Source organism: Friedmanniella luteola (assembly GCF_900105065.1).
In the GTDB taxonomy this organism is placed as follows: domain Bacteria; phylum Actinomycetota; class Actinomycetes; order Propionibacteriales; family Propionibacteriaceae; genus Microlunatus; species Microlunatus luteolus.
Genome location: NZ_LT629749.1, coordinates 956,329 through 973,480, shown reverse-complemented (window position 1 = coordinate 973,480; position 17,152 = coordinate 956,329). Strand labels below are relative to the sequence as shown.

The following is a 17,152-nucleotide window of genomic DNA, read 5'->3' as shown; positions in this document are numbered from 1 at the left end:
CCGGCGGGCCTGCCGTCAGAGGACGGGCAGCAGCCGGCGCAGCTCCATCGGGGTGACCTGGCGGCGGTACTCCTCGAACTCGGCGCGCTTGTTGCGCAGGAAGAAGTCGAAGACGTGCTCGCCGAGGGTCTCCGCGACCAGCTCGGAACGCTCCATGGCCCGGATGGCCTCGTCGAGGTTGCGCGGCAGAGGCTCGATGCCGAGGGCCTGACGCTCCCGCTCGGTCAGCGACCAGACGTCGTCCTCGGCCCCCTCGGGGAGCTCGTACTCGCCCTCGATGCCGGCCAGGCCGGCGTTGAGCATCAGCGCGAAGGCCAGGTAGGGGTTGGCGGCGGAGTCGATGGAGCGCAGCTCGACCCGGGCGGAGGAGCCCTTGTTGGGCTTGTACATCGGCACCCGGACCAGCGCGGAGCGGTTGTTGCGCCCCCAGCAGATGTAGCTGGGCGCCTCGCCGCCGCCCGCCAGCCGCTTGTAGGAGTTGACCCACTGGTTGGTGACCGCGGTGATCTCACCGGCGTGCCGCAGCAGGCCGGCGATGAAGTAGCGGGCGATCTTGGACAGGTGGTGCTCGGCCCCGGCGTCGTAGAAGGCGTTGTTGTCGCCCTCGAACAGGGACATGTGCGTGTGCATGCCGGAGCCGGGGTGCTCGGTGAACGGCTTCGGCATGAACGAGGCGTGGATGCCCTGGGAGAGCGCCACCTCCTTGACCACCACGCGGAAGGTCATCAGGTTGTCCGCGGTGGACAGGGCGTCGGCGTAGCGCAGGTCGATCTCCTGCTGGCCGGGGCCGCCCTCGTGGTGGGAGAACTCCACCGAGATGCCCATCTGCTCCAGCATGGTGATCGCCTTGCGGCGGAAGTCGCTGCCCAGGCTCTGCGGGGTGTGGTCGAAGTAGCCGGACTGGTCGACCGGGACCGGCGGCTGGTCGGGCTCCAGCGGGTCCTTGAAGAGGAAGAACTCCACCTCGGGGTGGGTGTAGAAGGTGAAGCCGAGGTCGGCGGCCTTCTTCAGCGCACGCTTGAGGACGTAGCGCGGGTCGGCGTAGGACGGCGAGCCGTCCGGCATCGAGATGTCGCAGAACATCCGCGCGGTGGCCGGGCTGGTGTCGCGCCAGGGCAGCACCTGGAACGTGGCGGGGTCGGGGTGGGCCACCATGTCGGACTCGTAGACCCGGGCGAAGCCCTCGATCGCCGAGCCGTCGAAACCCATCCCCTCCGCGAAGGCGCCCTCGAGCTCGGCCGGCGCGATGGCCACCGACTTGAGGAACCCGAGCACGTCGGTGAACCACATCCGGACGAAGCGGACGTCCCGCTCCTCGATGGCCCTCAAGACGAACTCGGTCTGCTTGTCCACGGGCTCAGTGTGCCCGTCCCCCCGTAACGCTCGCGTTACGCCCTCGGCGTGTTCAGAACCGCCGGTTCGCCAGCACCGGCAGGGCCTGCCGGACCGCCGCCAGCTCGGCCGGGTCGACGTCGGCCAGGAGCAGCCCGGGCTCGGCGCCCAGCCCCGCCAGCACCGTCCCGGTGGGTCCCACGACGAGGCTGTGACCGACGCCCGTCGGCGCGCTGCCGGCCGGCGCCACCCCGGTCGTCGACGGGTCGGCCTGGCCGCAGGCGGCGACGAACACCGTGGCGTCCAGGGCGCGCGCGCGCACCAGCAGCTCCCACTGCTCCACCTTTCCCGGGCCGGCCCCCCAGGAGGCGCAGACCGCCACCACCGTGGCGCCGCGCTCGGCCAGCGTCGTGTACAGGCCCGGGAACCGGACGTCGTAGCACGTGGTGAAGCCGACGCCGACCCCCGCGACCTCGACGACCAGCGGCTCCTCGCCCGCGGCGACGGTGTCGGACTCCGCGAAGCCGAAGGCGTCGAAGAGGTGGATCTTGGTGTAGGACGCCTCGACGCCCGGGCCGGTCACCAGCAACGTGTTGGTGACCCGGCCGCCGCCGGCCGGGGTGAACATCCCGGCCGCGACCACGACGCCCGCCTCCGTGGCGGCCTCGCGCACCGCCGAGGCCCACGGCCCGTCGAGCGGCTCGGCCACCGCGGCCAGGTCGCCCCCGCCGAAGGCGCGCATCGTCGCCTCCGGGAACAGCACGAGCTCCGCCCCCGCGCCGGCGGCCTCCCGCGTCCGGCGGGTCAGCTGCGCGAGGTTCGCGGCCGGGTCGGGACCGCTGACGATCTGGGCGAGAGCGATGCGCATGGCCCCATCCTGCCGCTCCGGCACGCCCCCGGGGCGGCCCGACCGGAGCGCGGCGCCCGTGCGGCAGACTGCCTCCGTGGACTTCCACTCCGTGTACGACCAGGGCTTCGTCCGGATCGCGGCCTGCACGGCACCGGTCATCCTCGCCGACCCGCGCGCCAACGCGGCCTCCGTCCTCGAGCAGGTCCGGGCCTGCGAGGCCGAGGGCGTCGGCGTGGCGGTGTTCCCGGAGCTGACCCTCAGCGGCTACTCGATCGAGGACCTGCTGCTGCAGGAGCTGCTGCTGGACCAGGTCGACGCGGCCCTGGCCGACCTCGTGGCCGGGACCGCCGACCTGCGCACCGTCGTCGTGGTCGGCGCGCCGCTGCGGCACGGCCACCGGCTGCTGAACGCGGCGGTCGTCGTCCACCGCGGGACCGTGCTCGGGGTCGCCCCCAAGTCCTACCTGCCGACCTACCGAGAGTTCTACGAGCGCCGCCACTTCGCCGCCGGCGACGACCGGTCGGGCGCCGTCGTCACCGTGGCCGGCCAGGAGGTCCCGCTGGGCCCGGACCTGCTGTTCGCCGCCACCGACGTGCCCGGCCTCGTGGTCCACGTCGAGGTCTGCGAGGACCTGTGGGTGCCGCTGCCCCCCAGCACCGAGGCGTCGCTGGCGGGGGCGACCGTGCTGCTCAACCTCTCCAGCAGCCCGATCACCGTCGGCCGGGCCGACGACCGGCGGCTGCTGGTCCGCTCGCAGTCAGCCCGCTGCCTGGCGGCCTACGTCTACGCGGCCGCCGGCGCGGGCGAGTCCAGCACCGACCTGTCCTGGGACGGCCAGACGATGGTCTACGAGCTCGGCCAGCTGCTGGCCGAGACGGAGCGGTTCCCGGACGGCCCCCGCCGCAGCGTCGCCGACGTCGACCTGCTGCGGCTGCGGCAGGAGCGGCTGCGGATGGGGACGTTCGACGACAACCGCCGCAGCTGGCAGGAGCGCACCGGCGGACGGCCGTTCCGGACCGTGCCCTTCACGCTCGACCCGCCGCGGCGCGACATCGGGCTCCGGCGCCGCGTCGACCGCTACCCCTTCGTGCCCGACGACCCGGCGCAGCTGGCCCAGGACTGCTACGAGGCGTACAACATCCAGGTCTCGGCCCTGGAGCAGCGGCTCACGGCGATCGGCCAGCCCAAGATCGTCATCGGCGTCTCGGGCGGCCTGGACTCCACCCACGCGCTGATCGTGGCGGCCAAGGCGATGGACCGGCTGGGCCGGCCGCGCAGCGACATCCTGGCCTTCACCATGCCGGGCTTCGCGACCAGCGCGGGCACCAAGGACAGCGCGACCCGGCTGGCCGAGGCCGTCGGCACGACGTTCGCCGAGCTGGACATCCGCCCGGCCGCCCGGCAGCTGCTGGCCGACATGGACCACCCGTTCGCCGGCGGCGAGCCGGTGTACGACGTCACGTTCGAGAACGTGCAGGCCGGGCTGCGCACCGACTACCTGTTCCGGCTGGCCAACCAGCGCGGCGGGATCGTGCTGGGCACCGGCGACCTGTCGGAGCTGGCGCTCGGCTGGTGCACCTACGGGGTCGGGGACCAGATGTCGCACTACGGCGTCAACGCCGGCGTGCCGAAGACGCTGATCCAGCACCTGATCCGGTGGGTGATCGGCACGGGCCAGTTCGACGAGGGGACCAGCGCGGTGCTGCGGGTGATCCTCGACCAGGAGATCTCGCCGGAGCTGGTGCCGGTCGCCGCGGGCGAGCGACCCCAGAGCACCGAGGACGTGGTGGGGCCCTACGCGCTGCAGGACTTCACCCTGTTCCACGTCCTGCGCTACGGGTTCCCGCCCAGCCGGATCGCCTTCCTGGCCCTGCACGCGTGGGAGCACGCCGACCGGGGCGACTGGCCGCCCGGCTTCGACCTCGACTCCCGCAAGGAGTTCGACCTGCCGATCATCCGGCACTGGCTCGAGGTGTTCCTGCGCCGCTTCTTCGGCTTCAGCCAGTTCAAGCGGTCGGCCCTGCCGAACGGCCCGAAGGTGGTGGCGGGCGGCTCGCTGTCCCCCCGCAGCGAGTGGCGGGCACCGTCGGACGGCAACGCGACGATCTGGCTGGAGGAGCTGGCGCGCAACGTGCCCCGGTGACCCCCGCACGGTGTCGTGGAGCCGCGCACGCGTGTGCGGGACGGGTGGCCCCCGCCTTCGTCGGCGGGGCGGGACGACGAGCGTGTCCCGTCCCGCCTCCTCCGGGCGAGGGCGGGCGCCCGCCCCTCGACGCCCGCGCCGCTAGCGCTCGTCCTGGGCGATGACGGTCATGCTCTCCAGGTAGGGCGAGCCGAAGGTCGTCGCCATGGCCACGTCCCCGGCGTCACGGCCGCGGCCGATCAGCACCCGGCCCTTGCGCCGCTGGTTGTTGCGGGGGTCGAAGGTCCACCAGCGGTCGCCGAGGTAGACCTCCATCCAGGCCGCGAAGTCCATCGGCGCGTCCAGCGGTGGCACCTCGATCTGCGGGAGGTAGCCGAAGACGTACCGGGCCGGGATGTTCAGCGCCCGGCACAGCGACACCGCCAGGTGGGTGAAGTCGCGGCAGACGCCGTAGCCGGACGCGTGCACGTCGGCGGCCGTGGTGCGGGCGTCGCTCGCGCCGTACTGGAACGTGAGGTGGCTGTTGACGTAGTCGCAGATCGCCTGCACCCGGGTGTAGCCCGGGTCCAGGCCGCCGAAGCGGTTCCACGCCTCCTTGCCCAGCACGTCGGGCAGTGCGTACCGGCTGGGGAGGGTGTAGATCAGCACGTCGTCGGGAAGCTTCTCCGGAGCGAGCTCCGGAGCCTCCTCGTCGGCCTCCTCGGTGTCGTCGGGGACGATCATCGTGGCGTCGTAGCGGATCACCGACCGGCCCGCCGGGATGACGAGCCGGCGGCACAGGTTGCCGTACAGGTCCGTGTAGGTGGTGCTGCGCAGCTCGGGGTCGCCCGACCACGCGGACTCGACCAGCTCGGCCTGCTGGTCACCCAGCGGCTCCACCTGGAACACCGAGGGCACGTCGTAGCGCGACTGGTGGACGAACTCGCAGCCGATCTGCAGGGTGCGGGTGGTCACCGGGTCAGACGACGGGACGGGGCGGGCCGCCGATCCCGCTGACCGGGTCGTCGCCCTCGAGGGCGTCGGGGTCCGGCGCGGCGGTGGCCGGGGCGACCGTCGTCGGGGACGGGGACGTGGGGCCGTCGCTGGCGCTGGTGGCCTCGGTGGCGGAGTCCGCCACCTTGTTGACGGCGTCGGCGATCGGGTCGGGCAGCTTCTCCGCGCTCTCCCGGACCTTGTCGGCGACGTTCGCCACGGTCTCGCGGACCTGCGGGCTGCGGGCCAGCCGGTCGGCCTGGGCGCGCAGCTTGTCGGCCTGCACCTTCAGCTCGGCGTAGCGGGTCTGGCCGGCCTTAGTGCCCAGCACGTACCCGGTGCCACCAGCGATGGCGGCCACCAGCAGGGTCCTGATCTTGACGATCTTCATGCGTCTCTCCTCGCTCCCGTGGACTGCGGTCGACGCACTCCGTCGGCGCCTCAGGGGAGTTTACGATGTGCCGGTCACGCCCCGCCGGGGGCTACGCCGCGCGGACGCGGCGCTGACCTCGACAGCAGGAGGAACCGATGGCCGTGCGCCGGCTGACGGCGGAGGGGCCGGCCGCGGTCGGGACCGCCTGGGAGCGCTACGCCGAGATCGCGCGCTGGCCGACCTGGTCCCCGCAGATCGTGCGGGTGGACGCCGACGCGGAGCGGATCGCCCGCGGGGTGACCGGGACGGTGCACGCGCTGGGCGGCCTCCGGCTGCGGTTCACGATCACCGACGTCGACGTGGTCGCCCGCCGCTGGAGCTGGCTGGTGCGGCTCGGCCCGCTGCAGCTGGACCTGCACCACGACGTGCGCGCCGTGCCCGGCGGCGGCTCGGCGACCGGCCTGGTGATCCAGGGACCGGCCGCCGTGGTGACGGCCTACGCCCCGCTGGCCTGGTGGGCCCTGCAGAAGCTCGTCGCGCGCTGAGCCGGCGCGGCGGGCCGGTGAGTGCTGGGGACCGGCCACCCGGACCGGCTCCGGGGTGCGGTCCGCCGGCACGCGTGCCCGGCCGGCGTCAGTCGTCGTCCTTCCAGCGGGGGTCGTTGTCGAAGGCCTCGTTGCGCTCGGCCACCTTGTCGAGGGCCTGCTCGGCCTCCTCGCGGGAGGCGTAGGGCCCGAGCCGGTCGGCGATCTTGCCCGCCCGGGCGTCCTGCACCGCCGACTTCGTCTTGAGGTCGTACCACCACTGCCCGTCAGCCATGGTCAGACCGTACAACTAGCCTGGCCTGCGTGAGTCCCGTCCTGCCCGCCCCCGTCTCCCCGCCGCGTGCGGTCCCGCGCTCCATCCGCCGCCCCGACTACGTGGGGCGTCCCGCTCCCCGGCCCTACGACGGCCCCGACGTCCAGTCGGCCGAGACCGTGGAGAGGATGCGGGTGGCCGGCCGGATCGCCGCCGGCGCGATCCAGGCCGCCGGCGCGGCGATCGCCCCGGGGGTCACCACCGACGCCCTCGACGCGGTGGCCCACACCTACCTGCTCGACCACGGCGCCTACCCGTCGACGCTCGGCTACCGCGGGTTCCCCAAGTCCTCCTGCACCTCGGTCAACGAGGTGATCTGCCACGGCATCCCGGACGCCCGGCCGCTCGAGGACGGCGACCTGGTCAAGATCGACATCACCGCCTTCGTCGACGGCGTGCACGGCGACAGCTGCGTCACCTTCGGCTGCGGCTCGGTGGACGAGGCGTCCCGGCTGCTCGCCGAGCGCACCCAGGAGGCCCTGCGCCGCGCCGTCGCCGCCGTCCGCCCCGGCCGTCGGGTCAACGTCATCGGCCGCGTCATCGAGAGCTACGCGAAGCGGTTCGGCTACGGCGTCGTCCGCGACTACACGGGCCACGGCGTGCACACGGCGTTCCACTCCGGGCTGGTCATCCCGCACGTCGACGAGCCCCGGCACGACACGGTGATGGCGCCGGGCATGACCTTCACCATCGAGCCCATGCTGACGCTGGGCACGTCGGAGTGGTTCATGTGGGACGACGGCTGGACGGTGCTGACCGCCGACGGCAGCCGCTGCGCCCAGTTCGAGCACAGCCTGGTGGTCACGAGCACGGGCGCCGAGGTGCTGACCCTCCCCTGACCACGCCCCCTGCCCTCGCCCTGGCCCCCTCGCCCGCCGACCTGTCAGCGTCGGTGGCGGCCCGGGCGACCACCGGCGCGGACAACTCCGTTAGAGTGGCGCGCGGACGAGTCGGTCAGACGGTTGCGGCGCCGGCGACGGCGTCGAGGAAAGTCCGGACTCCACAGAGCACGGTGGTGGGTAACGCCCACCCGGGGTGACCCGCGGGACAGTGCCACAGAGAACAGACCGCCCGCGCGGCGACGTGCGGGTAAGGGTGAAACGGCGGTGTAAGAGACCACCAGCGCCCCAGGTGACTGGGGCGGCTCGGCAAACCCCACCGGGAGCAAGACCAAGAAGGGCACGCTCGCGTGCCTGCGGAGGCGTTCGAGGGCTGCTCGCCCGAGTCTCCGGGTAGGTCGCACCAGGCCGCTGGTGACAGCGGTCGCAGATGGATGACCGTCCCCGGCCCTCGTGGTCGGGACAGAATCCGGCTTACCGACCGACTCGTCCCTCCACCACGGCCGGCTCGGGGCCGCGGCACCGGCCGCCCGGCTCGACCGCACATTTGTGCACCTCTCCCAGGCGTCCCGGCGCGGGCGCGGCCCGACAGGTCGACGCCCGGCCGCGTCGGTTCGTAGGGTGCCGGGCATGACACGTTCGCTGCTCCGGCGTGTCCTCGGGGGATCACGACGGCGCGTCTACGACGCCGTGCTGCTGAGCCGACGACGACACCGCTTCCAGTCCGAGCTCGCCCGCGCCCGCGCGGCGGGCCCGGTGCGCATCAACGTCGGCGCCGGCCGCCGCGCGCTGCCCGGGTGGGTGAACACCGACATCTCCTGGCGCTGCGCGGCCCACCTCGACGTCGTCCGGCCCTGGCCCGTCCCGGCCGGCAGCGTCGACCTCGTGCACGGCGACAACGTGATCGAGCACCTCACCCTGGAGCAGGGACGGGTGCTGCTCCGGGAGGCGTTCCGGGCCCTCGCCCCGGGCGGGGTGATCCGGCTGTCGACCCCGGACGTCGAGGCCAGCGCCCGCAGCTACCTGGAGAACGGCGAGCTGGCGCGGCTGGGCATGGCGCGCAACGCCGAGCTGGGCAACGTCCTCACCCACCCCGTCCAGCTGCTCTCGGAGGTCTACGTCGGCGCCGAGCACTACCGCGGCTTCTGCTACGACTACGCCGCCCTCGCCGCCGAGATGCGGGCGGTCGGCTTCGAGGTCGAGCGCCGCGTCGCCGGCGACAGCCACCACCCGGACCTGAAGGGCCTGGAGCACCGCATGCACCCCGCCGAGGTGGCCACCCAGCTCTGCGTCGAGGGGACGCGACCGGGCTGAGACGCGACAGCGCCCTCCCCGCCGGAGCGGGGAGGGCGCTGGAGGGTGCTGCCGAGCCGGGCCTACTTGGAGGCGTTGGCGGCGCGGCGCTTGTTGAAGATGTCGAACGCGACGGCCAGCAGCAGGACGAAGCCCTTGATGAAGGACTGGACCTCGCTGCCCAGGCCCAGCAGCGACATGCCGTTGTTCAGCACGCCCATGATCAGGCCGCCGATCATGGCCCCGGTGACCGTGCCGATGCCGCCGGTGACCGCCGCCCCGCCGATGAAGACGGCGGCGATGGCGTCCAGCTCGAAGCCGGTACCGGCCCCGGGCAGGGCCGAGTTGCTGCGGGCGGTGAAGGCGATGCCGGCGATGGCGGCCAGCACCCCCATGTTGACGAACAGCCAGAAGTCGACCCGCTTGGTGTCGACGCCGGACAGCTGCGCCGCGTGCAGGTTGCCACCGCGGGCGTAGACGTGCCGGCCGAACACGAAGCGGTTCATCACCGTCGAGTAGAGCAGCACGAGGGCGGCCAGGATGACGAGCACGATCGGGGTGCCCCGGTAGCTGGCCAGGGTGAAGGTGATGGCGAGGATGAAGACGGCGGTGAAGGCGGCCTTGACCAGGAACCACGAGCGCGGCTCGTCCTCCAGGCCCATCTTGACCCGCTTGGCGCGCTCGCGGAACTGGCTGAGCAGCAGGCCCGCGGTCGCAGCCACCCCGAGGACGACCGTGAGGATCTCGAAGGTCGAGGTGGCGCTGGGCTGGGGCAGGAAGCCCGAGCCGATGGCCACGTAGGAGTCCGGGAACGGCGTGATCGGCACGTTCTGCAGCACCATCTGCGTGAGGCCGCGGAAGGTCAGCATGCCGGCCAGGGTGACGATGAACGCCGGGATGCCGACGTAGGCGACCCAGAACCCCTGCCAGGCGCCGATCAGGCCGCCCACGACGAGGCCGAGCAGCACGCCGGCCCACACCGGCAAGCCCCACTGCACGATGAAGATGCCGCTCATGGCGCCGACGAAGGCCACCACCGAGCCCACCGAGAGGTCGATGTGGCCGGCGATGATGATCATCACCATGCCGATGGCCAGGATCAGGACATAGGCGTTCTGGTTGATGATGCTGGTGACGTTGCGCGGGGTCAGCAGCGTGCCCTGGGTCAGGATCTGGAACAGGATCACGATCGCGATCAGGGCGATGAAGATGCCGATCTGGCGCAGCCGTCCGGCGAGGAACGACAGCACGCCGCCCGAGGACTGCTCGCGCGGCGGCGGGATGACCGGCGACGGGTCCGTCGCGGTCTGGGTGGTCGAGCTCATCGGGATCCGTCCTTGTCCATGGTCATGTAGTGCATCAGATCTTCGGCCTTCGCGCCCGCCACCTCGACCTCACCGGTGATGCGGCCGGCGGCCAGGGCGTAGATGCGGTCGCAGATGCCCATCAGCTCCGGCAGCTCGGAGGAGATGACGATGATCGCCTTCCCCTGCGCGGCCAGGGTGTTGATGATCGTGTAGATCTCGTACTTGGCGCCGACGTCGATGCCGCGGGTGGGCTCGTCCAGGATCAGCACGTCGGGGTCGGTGAACATCCACTTGCTCAGCACGACCTTCTGCTGGTTGCCGCCCGAGAGCTTGCCGGTCAGCACGCCCACGTTCGGCGCCTTGATCCGCATGCTCTGGCGGTAGTCGTTGGCCACGACGGTCTCGCGGTTGGCGTCGACCCAGCCGGTCTTGGCCAGCTTCTCCAGCGCGGCACCGGAGATGTTGCGCTTGATGTCGTCGATCAGGTTCAGGCCGTACCGCTTGCGGTCCTCCGTGGCGTAGGCGATGCCGTTCTTGATCGCGTCGCGGACGGTCCTCAGCTGGATCTGCCGGCCGTCCTTGTACAGGTTTCCGGTGATGTTGTGGCCGTAGGAGCGGCCGAAGACGCTCATCGCCAGCTCGGTGCGCCCGGCGCCCATCAGCCCGGCGATGCCGACGACCTCACCCGCCCGGACGTAGAGGTTCGCGTGGTCCACCACGGTGCGGGAGTGCTCCAGCGGGTGCTGCACGGTCCAGTCCTCGATCCGCAGCACCTCCTCGCCGATGTCCGGGGTGCGGTCGGGGTAGCGGCTCTGCAGGTCGCGGCCGACCATCCCGCGGATGATCCGCTCCTCGGAGATGTCGTCGGCGTCGAGGTCGAGGGTCTCGATCGTGCGGCCGTCGCGGATGACCGTCACCCGGTCGGCGATGGCTTTGATCTCGTTCAGCTTGTGGCTGATGATGATGCAGGTGATGCCGTGCTCGCGCAGGCCGCGCAGCAGGTCCAGCAGGTGCGCGGAGTCCTCGTCGTTCAGGGCCGCGGTCGGCTCGTCCAGGATCAGCAGCCGGACGTCCTTGGACAGCGCCTTCGCGATCTCCACCAGCTGCTGCTTGCCCACGCCGATGTCGGTGATCTTGGTGATCGGGTTCTCCGTCAGCCCCACCCGCTGCAGCAGCCGGGCCGCCTCGAGGTTGGTGGCGTTCCAGTCGATCACCCCGCGCCGGGCCTGCTCGTTGCCGAGGAAGATGTTCTCCGCGATCGACAGGAACGGGCTGAGCGCCAGCTCCTGGTGGATGATCACGACGCCCGACTTCTCGGAGTCGCGGATCCCGGAGAACGAGGCCGGCTGACCGTCGAGGATGATCTCGCCCTCGTAGGTGCCGTGCGGGTAGACCCCCGACAGCACCTTCATCAGCGTCGACTTCCCGGCGCCGTTCTCGCCGCAGATCGCGTGCACCTCGCCGCGCTCGACGGTCAGGTTCACGTCCTGCAGCGCTTTCACGCCCGGGAACGTCTTGGTGATGTTCACCATCTCAAGGATGTGGTCAGCCATGTTCTTCCTCGTGTGCTGCTTCGGTGGTGCGGGTCGGACCCGCGGCCGCGTCCTGAGCCCGCCCCGCTCGACGGGACAGGCTCAGGACGCGTTGGTCGGCTCGGGAGCCGGTCGTCCGGTTCAGGACCGGAGGGGGCTCACTCGCCCTTCTCGACCTCTTCCTGGGTGTAGTAGCCGGAGTCGACGACCTCCTTGGTGAGGTTGTCCTTGGTGATGATGACCGACTCGTGCAGGTAGGACGGGACGACCTTGACCTTGTTGTTGTAGGTCTCGTTGTCGTTCGTCTCGGGGGTCCTGCCGTTCAGCACGTCGTCGACCATGGTGGCCGCGGTGTTGCCCAGCAGGCGGGTGTCCTTGAAGATCGTCGAGTACTGCACGCCGTCGAGGATCAGCTTGTCCGAGGGCTTCTCGGCGTCCTGGCCGGTGACGACCGGGTTGTCGATGCCCGCCGACTTGGTGGCGTTCAGGATGCCGCGCGAGATGCCGTCGTAGGGCGAGAGCACGCCGTCGAGGTCCTTGCCGGAGTAGAAGCCGTTGAGGATGGTCTCCATCCGGGCCTGCGCGGTGTCGAGCTTCCACTGCTGGGTGGCGACCTGCTGGAACTCGGTCTGGCCCGACGGCACGACGAGGGTGCCGTTGTCGATGTAGGGCTGCAGCACGCCCATCGCGCCCTTGTAGAAGAACGTGGCGTTGTTGTCGTCCGGGCTGCCGGCGAAGAGCTCGACGTTGAACGGGCCCTTCTTGCCGGTCTCCTTGCCCGCGGCGTCGAGGATGCCGAGGCCGGTGAGCAGCGACGTGCCCTGCTGGATGCCGACCTTCTCGTTGTCGAACGTCACGTAGTAGTCGACGTTCGGCGAGCCGTTGATCAGCCGGTCGTAGGCGATGACCTTGACGCCGTCGGTGCCGGCGTCGGCCAGCTGCGTGGTGAGCGCGGTGCCGTCGATGGAGGCCACGATCAGCGCCTTGGCGCCGTTGTTCAGCATGGACTCGATCTGCTGCTGCTGGTCGGGGACCTTGTCGTTCGCGTACTGCAGGTCGACCTTGTAGCCGAGCGCCTCGAGCTTGGCCTTGACGTTGTTGCCGTCGTCGATCCAGCGCTCGGACGTCTTGGTGGGCATCGCCACGCCGATCAGGGCGCCGGCGTTGGAGCCGGGAGCGGCGGAGGTGTCGCCACCGGCCCCGGCGCGGCCGCCGCCACAGGCGGACACGGTGAGGGTCAGGGCGGCGGTGGCCGCGAGACCGGCGAGCATACGGCGTCTGTTGATCACGAAGGATCCTTTCGGTTGGTGCTGCCGGCACCCACGAGAAGCGCGGAGCGGAACGAGCGGGAGCGGGCACGCGCGGCAGGGGGTCGAGGACCCACCTGGGGCGCGGACGTCGCGGACGGTGTGGTCACCGGCGCTGGGCTCGGGCGGGCGCAGCAGAGGGCGCGCCGGGCGCGCTGACTGCTGACATCTATCCGACCTCGTCGTCGTCAGGGGAAAGATCCCCACGTTTGTGACCGGTCACATCTAAGCACAGGGCGTGCAGGACCAGCGCCAACTTGGGGAAACTCTCAGTCTCGCTCCCATAACGATGGTCAGCGTGACGGCGCCGCCGTCGAGCCGCGGACCACCAGCTGCGGCTCCAACGGGGCGGGTTCCTCCCCCTCGCTGCCGCCGAGCAGCCGGGCGACGCAGCGGCGGCCCAGCTCCTCGAAGTCTTGGCGGACGGTGGTGAGCGGCGGCCAGAAGTGCGCCGCCTCGGGCATGTCGTCGAAGCCGACGACGCTGACGTCCCGGGGCACGTCCAGGCCGGCGTCGCGGAAGGCGTGCACCAGCCCCAGCGCCATCTGGTCGTTCGCGGTGAACACCGCGGTGAAGTCGCGGAACCGGGCGAGCTCGCGGCCCGCGTGGTACCCGAAGTCCGGCGTCCAGTCACCCAGGATCGGCGGCCGGATCGGCAGGTCCGCGTCGATCATCTCGGTGAGGAAGCCCTGCATCCGCGCCTCGGCCTCGATCCACTCCTGCGGCCCCGCCAGGTGGAACACGTCCCGGTGACCCAGCTGCACCAGGTGCCGGGTGGCGGCCCGGGCACCCGCGAGCTGGTCGACGAACAGCTCGTGCTCGTCGCCCTGGGCGCGGGAGTGCAGCAGCACGTAGGGGATGTCGAGGGCCAGCTCGTCGATCTGGTCGAGCGTCCGGGTCTGCGGGGCGATGATCACCAGCCCCTCGACCTTGTGCTCGACCTGCAGCGCGAGGGCGTCGCGGATGACCTGGGGCTCGGTCGAGGCCAGGTTCGTGGTGTTGACCAGGTACCCGGCGTCCCGGGCGGCCAGCTCGATCCCCTGGATGGCGGCGGAGGGCCCCCACTGGGTGCGCTGGGAGGCGATGACGCCGAAGGTCCGGGAGCGGCTGCCGCCCAGCGCCCGGGCGATCGGGTTGGGCCGGTAGTGCAGCTGGTCGATCACCGCCTGCACCCGGTCCCGCGTCTCCGGACGGAGGCTGGGGTGGTCGTTGATCACCCGGGAGACCGTCTGCCGCGAGACGCCGGCGATCCGGGCGACGTCCCGGATGCTCGCGGGGTGACCGAGCTTGGGCGCGGTCACGGGTTGCACCGGGACACGTCGTGCACCCTATACGGCCTGGCGGGTGGTGCTGCCGTCCATGATCGTGATCGCGGCGCCGACCAGCCACCGGTGATCAGGACCAGCCGGCGTCCCGGCCCCGCCGTCGCCCGGCCTTGACGCCGGCGCGGACCCGCTTGCCCTGCAGCCGCCGCTCGACCGATCCGCGGGTCGGCCGGGTGCCGCGCCGTCGCGGCGGGGGCGGGGCCAGGGCCTGCCGCAGCCGGACCACCAGCCGGTCCCGGGCGGCCGCCCGGTTGCGGAGCTGGGCCCGGTGCTCCGACGCCACCACCACGACGGCCCCCTGCACCAGCTGGCCGGCCAGCCGGGCCGTCAGCCGCTCCTGCAGCGCGACCGGCAGCCGGGCCAGCGAGGCCGACCCGGCCGGCGTCCAGGCCAGCTCGACCCGGCTGTCGGTGGTGTTGACGCCCTGCCCGCCGGGACCGGAGGCGCGGGAGAACCGCCAGCGCAGCTCCTCGGGGTCGACCACGAAGTCCGCGGTCACCTCGAGCGGTCCGTCGGCAGCCATGCCCGCGAGCCTAGCCAGCGCACGCCGACCGCTCTTGCCCGTGCCGGGCAGACTGACGGCCGTGCCCGAGCTGCCCGAGGTCGAGAGTGCCCGCGCCACCGTGGAGCGGGCCGGGCTGCACCGCCGCATCGTCCAGGTCGACGACACCGACACCTGGGAGTGCCGGCCGCACCCGCCCGGCGAGATCCGCGCGGCCCTGCTCGGCCGCTCGCTGACCGGCGCCTTCCGCCGGGGCAAGTCGATGTGGTGCGAGACGTCGGGCCTCGGCCGGTCGCGCACGCCGGGGCCCGTGCTGGGGCTGCACCTGGGGATGAGCGGCCGGATCCTGGTCACCGGCCCTGACGGCACGCTGACCGAGGGCGGCGACTGGCTCGGCGGCCGCTACGGCCAGGGCGGGGAGGAGCCCGGCCGGAAGGCCGTGTGGGACCGCTTCACCCTGACCTTCGCCGACGGCGGCACGTTGCGGCTGTTCGACAAGCGACGGCTCGGCCGGGTCCGGCTCGACCCGGACACCAGCGCGCTCGGCCCGGACGCCGAGCTGGTCGACGCGGCGGAGCTGGCCGCCCGGCTCCGGCGCGGCCGGTCCCCGGTGAAGGCTCGCCTGCTGGACCAGTCCGTCGTCGCCGGCGTCGGGAACCTGCTGGCCGACGAGACCCTGTGGCAGGCGCGGCTGTCGCCCCGCCGGCCGGTGGACGAGCTGACCGACGCCGAGCTGGACCGGCTGCACGACGCGCTGCACACCGCGACGCGGGCGGCGATCGACCAGGGCGGGGTGCACACCGGCGAGGTGATCCCCTTCCGGGGAGCCGGCCGGCACTGCCCGCGGTGCGGCGCGGAGATGGTCCGGGACACCGTCGGCGGACGCACCACCTGGTGGTGCCCGGCCGAGCAGCGCTGAGCGCTCCCCGTGACCGCTGACCCGTCCCGGCGGCACGGGTTACGATCCTCGGACTCGGGTCCCGCTAGCCGAAGGCCTCCCATGCAGTTGCAGCCCTCCCCCGGGCGGCGGCGCGTCGCGCTGCTCGCCACCGCCCTCGCCGGACTGCTCGTGCTCGCGCCCTCGGGTGCCCACGCCGACACCCCCGCCCCGGCCCCGGCCCCGGCGCTGACGCCGACCGCTAGCCCCAGCCCGTCGGGGACCCCGACGAGCGGCACGCCCGGCTCCGGGTCCCCCACGCCGTCGGCGTCGCGGTCCACGCCCAGCACCACCCCCGGCGCCACGCCGTCGACGACCCCCGCTCCGCCCGTGGCCGCGAGCCCGGCGCCCACCGGCGCGGCGAGGCCCGCACCCGCCCGGCCCGCCGCCGCGGCACGCGCGGCGGCCGGGGACGTCGCGGTCAGCCTCCGGGTCAGCCCCAGCGGCAGCCCGGTCGCCGGGCGCTTCTTCCAGGACGTCGGTCGCTACGCCTTCACCGGCACCGCGACCGCGCTGCCGGCCGGCAGCAGCATCGCCGTCTACCAGCGTCCGGCCAGCCGCACGACGTGGACCCGCGTCTCCAGCGCGGCCGTGGTGGACGGGTCCTTCTCGTCCGCGCGACCGGTCACCTCGATGGGGTCGTTCGTCTTCGTGGCCACCACGGGTGGCGCGCCCGGCAGTGGCGACGAGGTGCGCAGCGCCGAGGTCCGCGTGCAGGTCGTCGACTCGACCGTCAGCCTCGGCAGGCCCCCGGCCAGGGTGGACTCCCTCAAGAACCCCACGCTGAACGGGTCCGTCGTGCCGGCGCGCCAGGGCGTCGACGTGCACCTCGACGTGAAGGTGGGCAGCCGGTTCCGGCTCCACACCACGGCGCGGACCGACGCCGCCGGACGGTTCAGGGCCACGTTCTCCTACGGCCAGGGCAAGCTCGCGGGCTACCCGGTGCGGGCCACCACCAAGGCCCCGAACCGGGACCGCTGGGAGATCAGCGGCAGCCGCACGGTCCAGCGCGTCGCCGTGCTCAACGCCGTCGTCCACAAGACCACGGCCGCCGAGGTGGCCAAGACGTACCGCAAGGGCTGCCCGGTCGGCCGCTCGAAGCTCAGCACCATCACCATGAACTACTACGGCCGGGACAAGGTGATGCACCGCGGGATGCTGGTCATCCGGACCGACCTCGTGGCGGAGATCGAGCGCAGCTTCGGCAAGGGCCTGAGCGCCCGCTTCCCCATCGCCAAGATGAACAACCCCAACGTCTACGGCGGCAACGACCCGAAGCAGATGGCGGCGAACAACACCAGCGGGTTCAACTGCCGCAAGGTGGTCGGCAACCCGTACGCGCAGTCCCCGCACTCCTACGGGATCGCCATCGACGTCGACACCGTGCAGAACCCGTACCGCGACTCGACGGGCAGGTGGTGGCCGGCCAACGGGAAGTCCTACATCGACCGCACCCCGCTGCGCTTCGGCATGCTGGGCACGAAGTCCGCGCTGACCAGGCAGCTGCGCTCCGACGGCTTCTTCTGGGGCGGTCTGTGGAACCCGGGCCGGGACTACCAGCACTTCGAGTACCGGCGATGAG

The 17,152-nt window shown here is 72.2% G+C and carries 16 protein-coding genes and 1 other RNA gene; 7 read left to right on the top strand and 10 right to left on the bottom strand.

The genetic code is table 11. The features are described 5' to 3' along the window. Positions 1–15 precede the first annotated feature (15 nt). Positions 16–1,353, bottom strand: coding sequence for a glutamine synthetase family protein (locus tag BLT72_RS04590; protein WP_091410576.1), 1,338 nt, complete (start codon positions 1,351–1,353; stop codon positions 16–18). Between the two features lie 52 nt (positions 1,354–1,405). Then, entirely contained in the window at positions 1,406–2,200 is a 795-nt protein-coding gene (locus BLT72_RS04585; RefSeq protein ID WP_091410574.1) for a carbon-nitrogen hydrolase family protein, read from the bottom strand. 76 nt (positions 2,201–2,276) lie between these two features. Between BLT72_RS04585 and BLT72_RS04580 the strand changes: the two genes are divergently transcribed. Continuing rightward, a complete protein-coding gene (locus BLT72_RS04580) occupies positions 2,277–4,325 on the top strand; it encodes an NAD(+) synthase (RefSeq protein WP_091410571.1) in 2,049 nt (682 codons plus the stop codon). A gap of 141 nt (positions 4,326–4,466) precedes the next feature. Here the strand turns inward: BLT72_RS04580 and BLT72_RS04575 are convergent, their stop codons facing one another. Together BLT72_RS04575 and BLT72_RS04570 are read right to left on the bottom strand one after the other, a co-directional pair. Then, entirely contained in the window at positions 4,467–5,279 is an 813-nt protein-coding gene (locus BLT72_RS04575) for a transglutaminase-like domain-containing protein (protein ID WP_091410567.1), read from the bottom strand. Positions 5,280–5,283: 4 nt separating this feature from the next. Then, on the bottom strand, positions 5,284–5,688 hold the full coding sequence (locus BLT72_RS04570) for a hypothetical protein (RefSeq protein ID WP_091410564.1): 405 nt from the start codon (positions 5,686–5,688) through the stop codon (positions 5,284–5,286). A 137-nt stretch (positions 5,689–5,825) separates the two neighbouring features. On the opposite strand from BLT72_RS04570, the gene BLT72_RS04565 reads away from it, so the two are divergent. Beyond that, positions 5,826–6,215, top strand: a complete 390-nt coding sequence (locus BLT72_RS04565) for an SRPBCC family protein (protein WP_091410562.1) — start codon at positions 5,826–5,828, stop codon at positions 6,213–6,215. A gap of 88 nt (positions 6,216–6,303) precedes the next feature. Here BLT72_RS04565 and BLT72_RS04560 read toward each other — a convergent pair whose 3' ends face one another. Next, positions 6,304–6,489, bottom strand: a complete 186-nt coding sequence (locus BLT72_RS04560; RefSeq protein ID WP_091410560.1) for a hypothetical protein — start codon at positions 6,487–6,489, stop codon at positions 6,304–6,306. 29 nt (positions 6,490–6,518) lie between these two features. Here BLT72_RS04560 and map point away from each other — a divergent pair, with 29 nt between their 5' ends. The 3 genes from map to BLT72_RS04545 all read left to right on the top strand — a co-directional run bounded on the left by map (position 6,519) and on the right by BLT72_RS04545 (position 8,681). After that, positions 6,519–7,367 carry a type I methionyl aminopeptidase gene (gene map / locus BLT72_RS04555; protein ID WP_231930329.1) on the top strand — a complete coding sequence of 283 codons (849 nt, stop codon included), beginning with the start codon at positions 6,519–6,521 and terminating at the stop codon, positions 7,365–7,367. 107 nt (positions 7,368–7,474) lie between these two features. Continuing rightward, positions 7,475–7,860, top strand: an RNA gene (gene rnpB, locus BLT72_RS04550) — RNase P RNA component class A. A gap of 137 nt (positions 7,861–7,997) precedes the next feature. Continuing rightward, positions 7,998–8,681, top strand: a complete 684-nt coding sequence (locus BLT72_RS04545) for a class I SAM-dependent methyltransferase (protein WP_157720296.1) — start codon at positions 7,998–8,000, stop codon at positions 8,679–8,681. A 62-nt stretch (positions 8,682–8,743) separates the two neighbouring features. Here BLT72_RS04545 and mmsB read toward each other — a convergent pair whose 3' ends face one another. From mmsB to arfB, 5 genes are all read right to left on the bottom strand, one after another. Next, entirely contained in the window at positions 8,744–9,985 is a 1,242-nt protein-coding gene (gene mmsB / locus BLT72_RS04540; protein ID WP_091410555.1) for a multiple monosaccharide ABC transporter permease, read from the bottom strand. After that, positions 9,982–11,520, bottom strand: coding sequence for a multiple monosaccharide ABC transporter ATP-binding protein (mmsA, locus tag BLT72_RS04535; protein WP_091410553.1), 1,539 nt, complete (start codon positions 11,518–11,520; stop codon positions 9,982–9,984). The genes mmsB and mmsA overlap by 4 nt, the downstream gene beginning before the upstream one ends. 137 nt (positions 11,521–11,657) lie before the next feature. Next, positions 11,658–12,788 carry a multiple monosaccharide ABC transporter substrate-binding protein gene (chvE, locus tag BLT72_RS04530; RefSeq protein WP_231930328.1) on the bottom strand — a complete coding sequence of 377 codons (1,131 nt, stop codon included), beginning with the start codon at positions 12,786–12,788 and terminating at the stop codon, positions 11,658–11,660. A 311-nt stretch (positions 12,789–13,099) separates the two neighbouring features. Beyond that, the gene (locus tag BLT72_RS04525; protein ID WP_091410551.1) at positions 13,100–14,107 is read right to left on the bottom strand and encodes a LacI family DNA-binding transcriptional regulator; all 1,008 of its coding nucleotides are present in this window, start codon (positions 14,105–14,107) and stop codon (positions 13,100–13,102) included. A 94-nt stretch (positions 14,108–14,201) separates the two neighbouring features. Further along, a complete protein-coding gene (arfB, locus tag BLT72_RS04520; protein WP_091410549.1) occupies positions 14,202–14,654 on the bottom strand; it encodes an alternative ribosome rescue aminoacyl-tRNA hydrolase ArfB in 453 nt (150 codons plus the stop codon). A 61-nt stretch (positions 14,655–14,715) separates the two neighbouring features. Here arfB and BLT72_RS04515 point away from each other — a divergent pair, with 61 nt between their 5' ends. Beyond that, positions 14,716–15,552, top strand: a complete 837-nt coding sequence (locus BLT72_RS04515) for an Fpg/Nei family DNA glycosylase (RefSeq protein WP_091410547.1) — start codon at positions 14,716–14,718, stop codon at positions 15,550–15,552. An 81-nt stretch (positions 15,553–15,633) separates the two neighbouring features. Further along, on the top strand, positions 15,634–17,151 hold the full coding sequence (locus BLT72_RS04510; protein ID WP_091410545.1) for a M15 family metallopeptidase: 1,518 nt from the start codon (positions 15,634–15,636) through the stop codon (positions 17,149–17,151). Position 17,152: the final 1 nt, after the last annotated feature.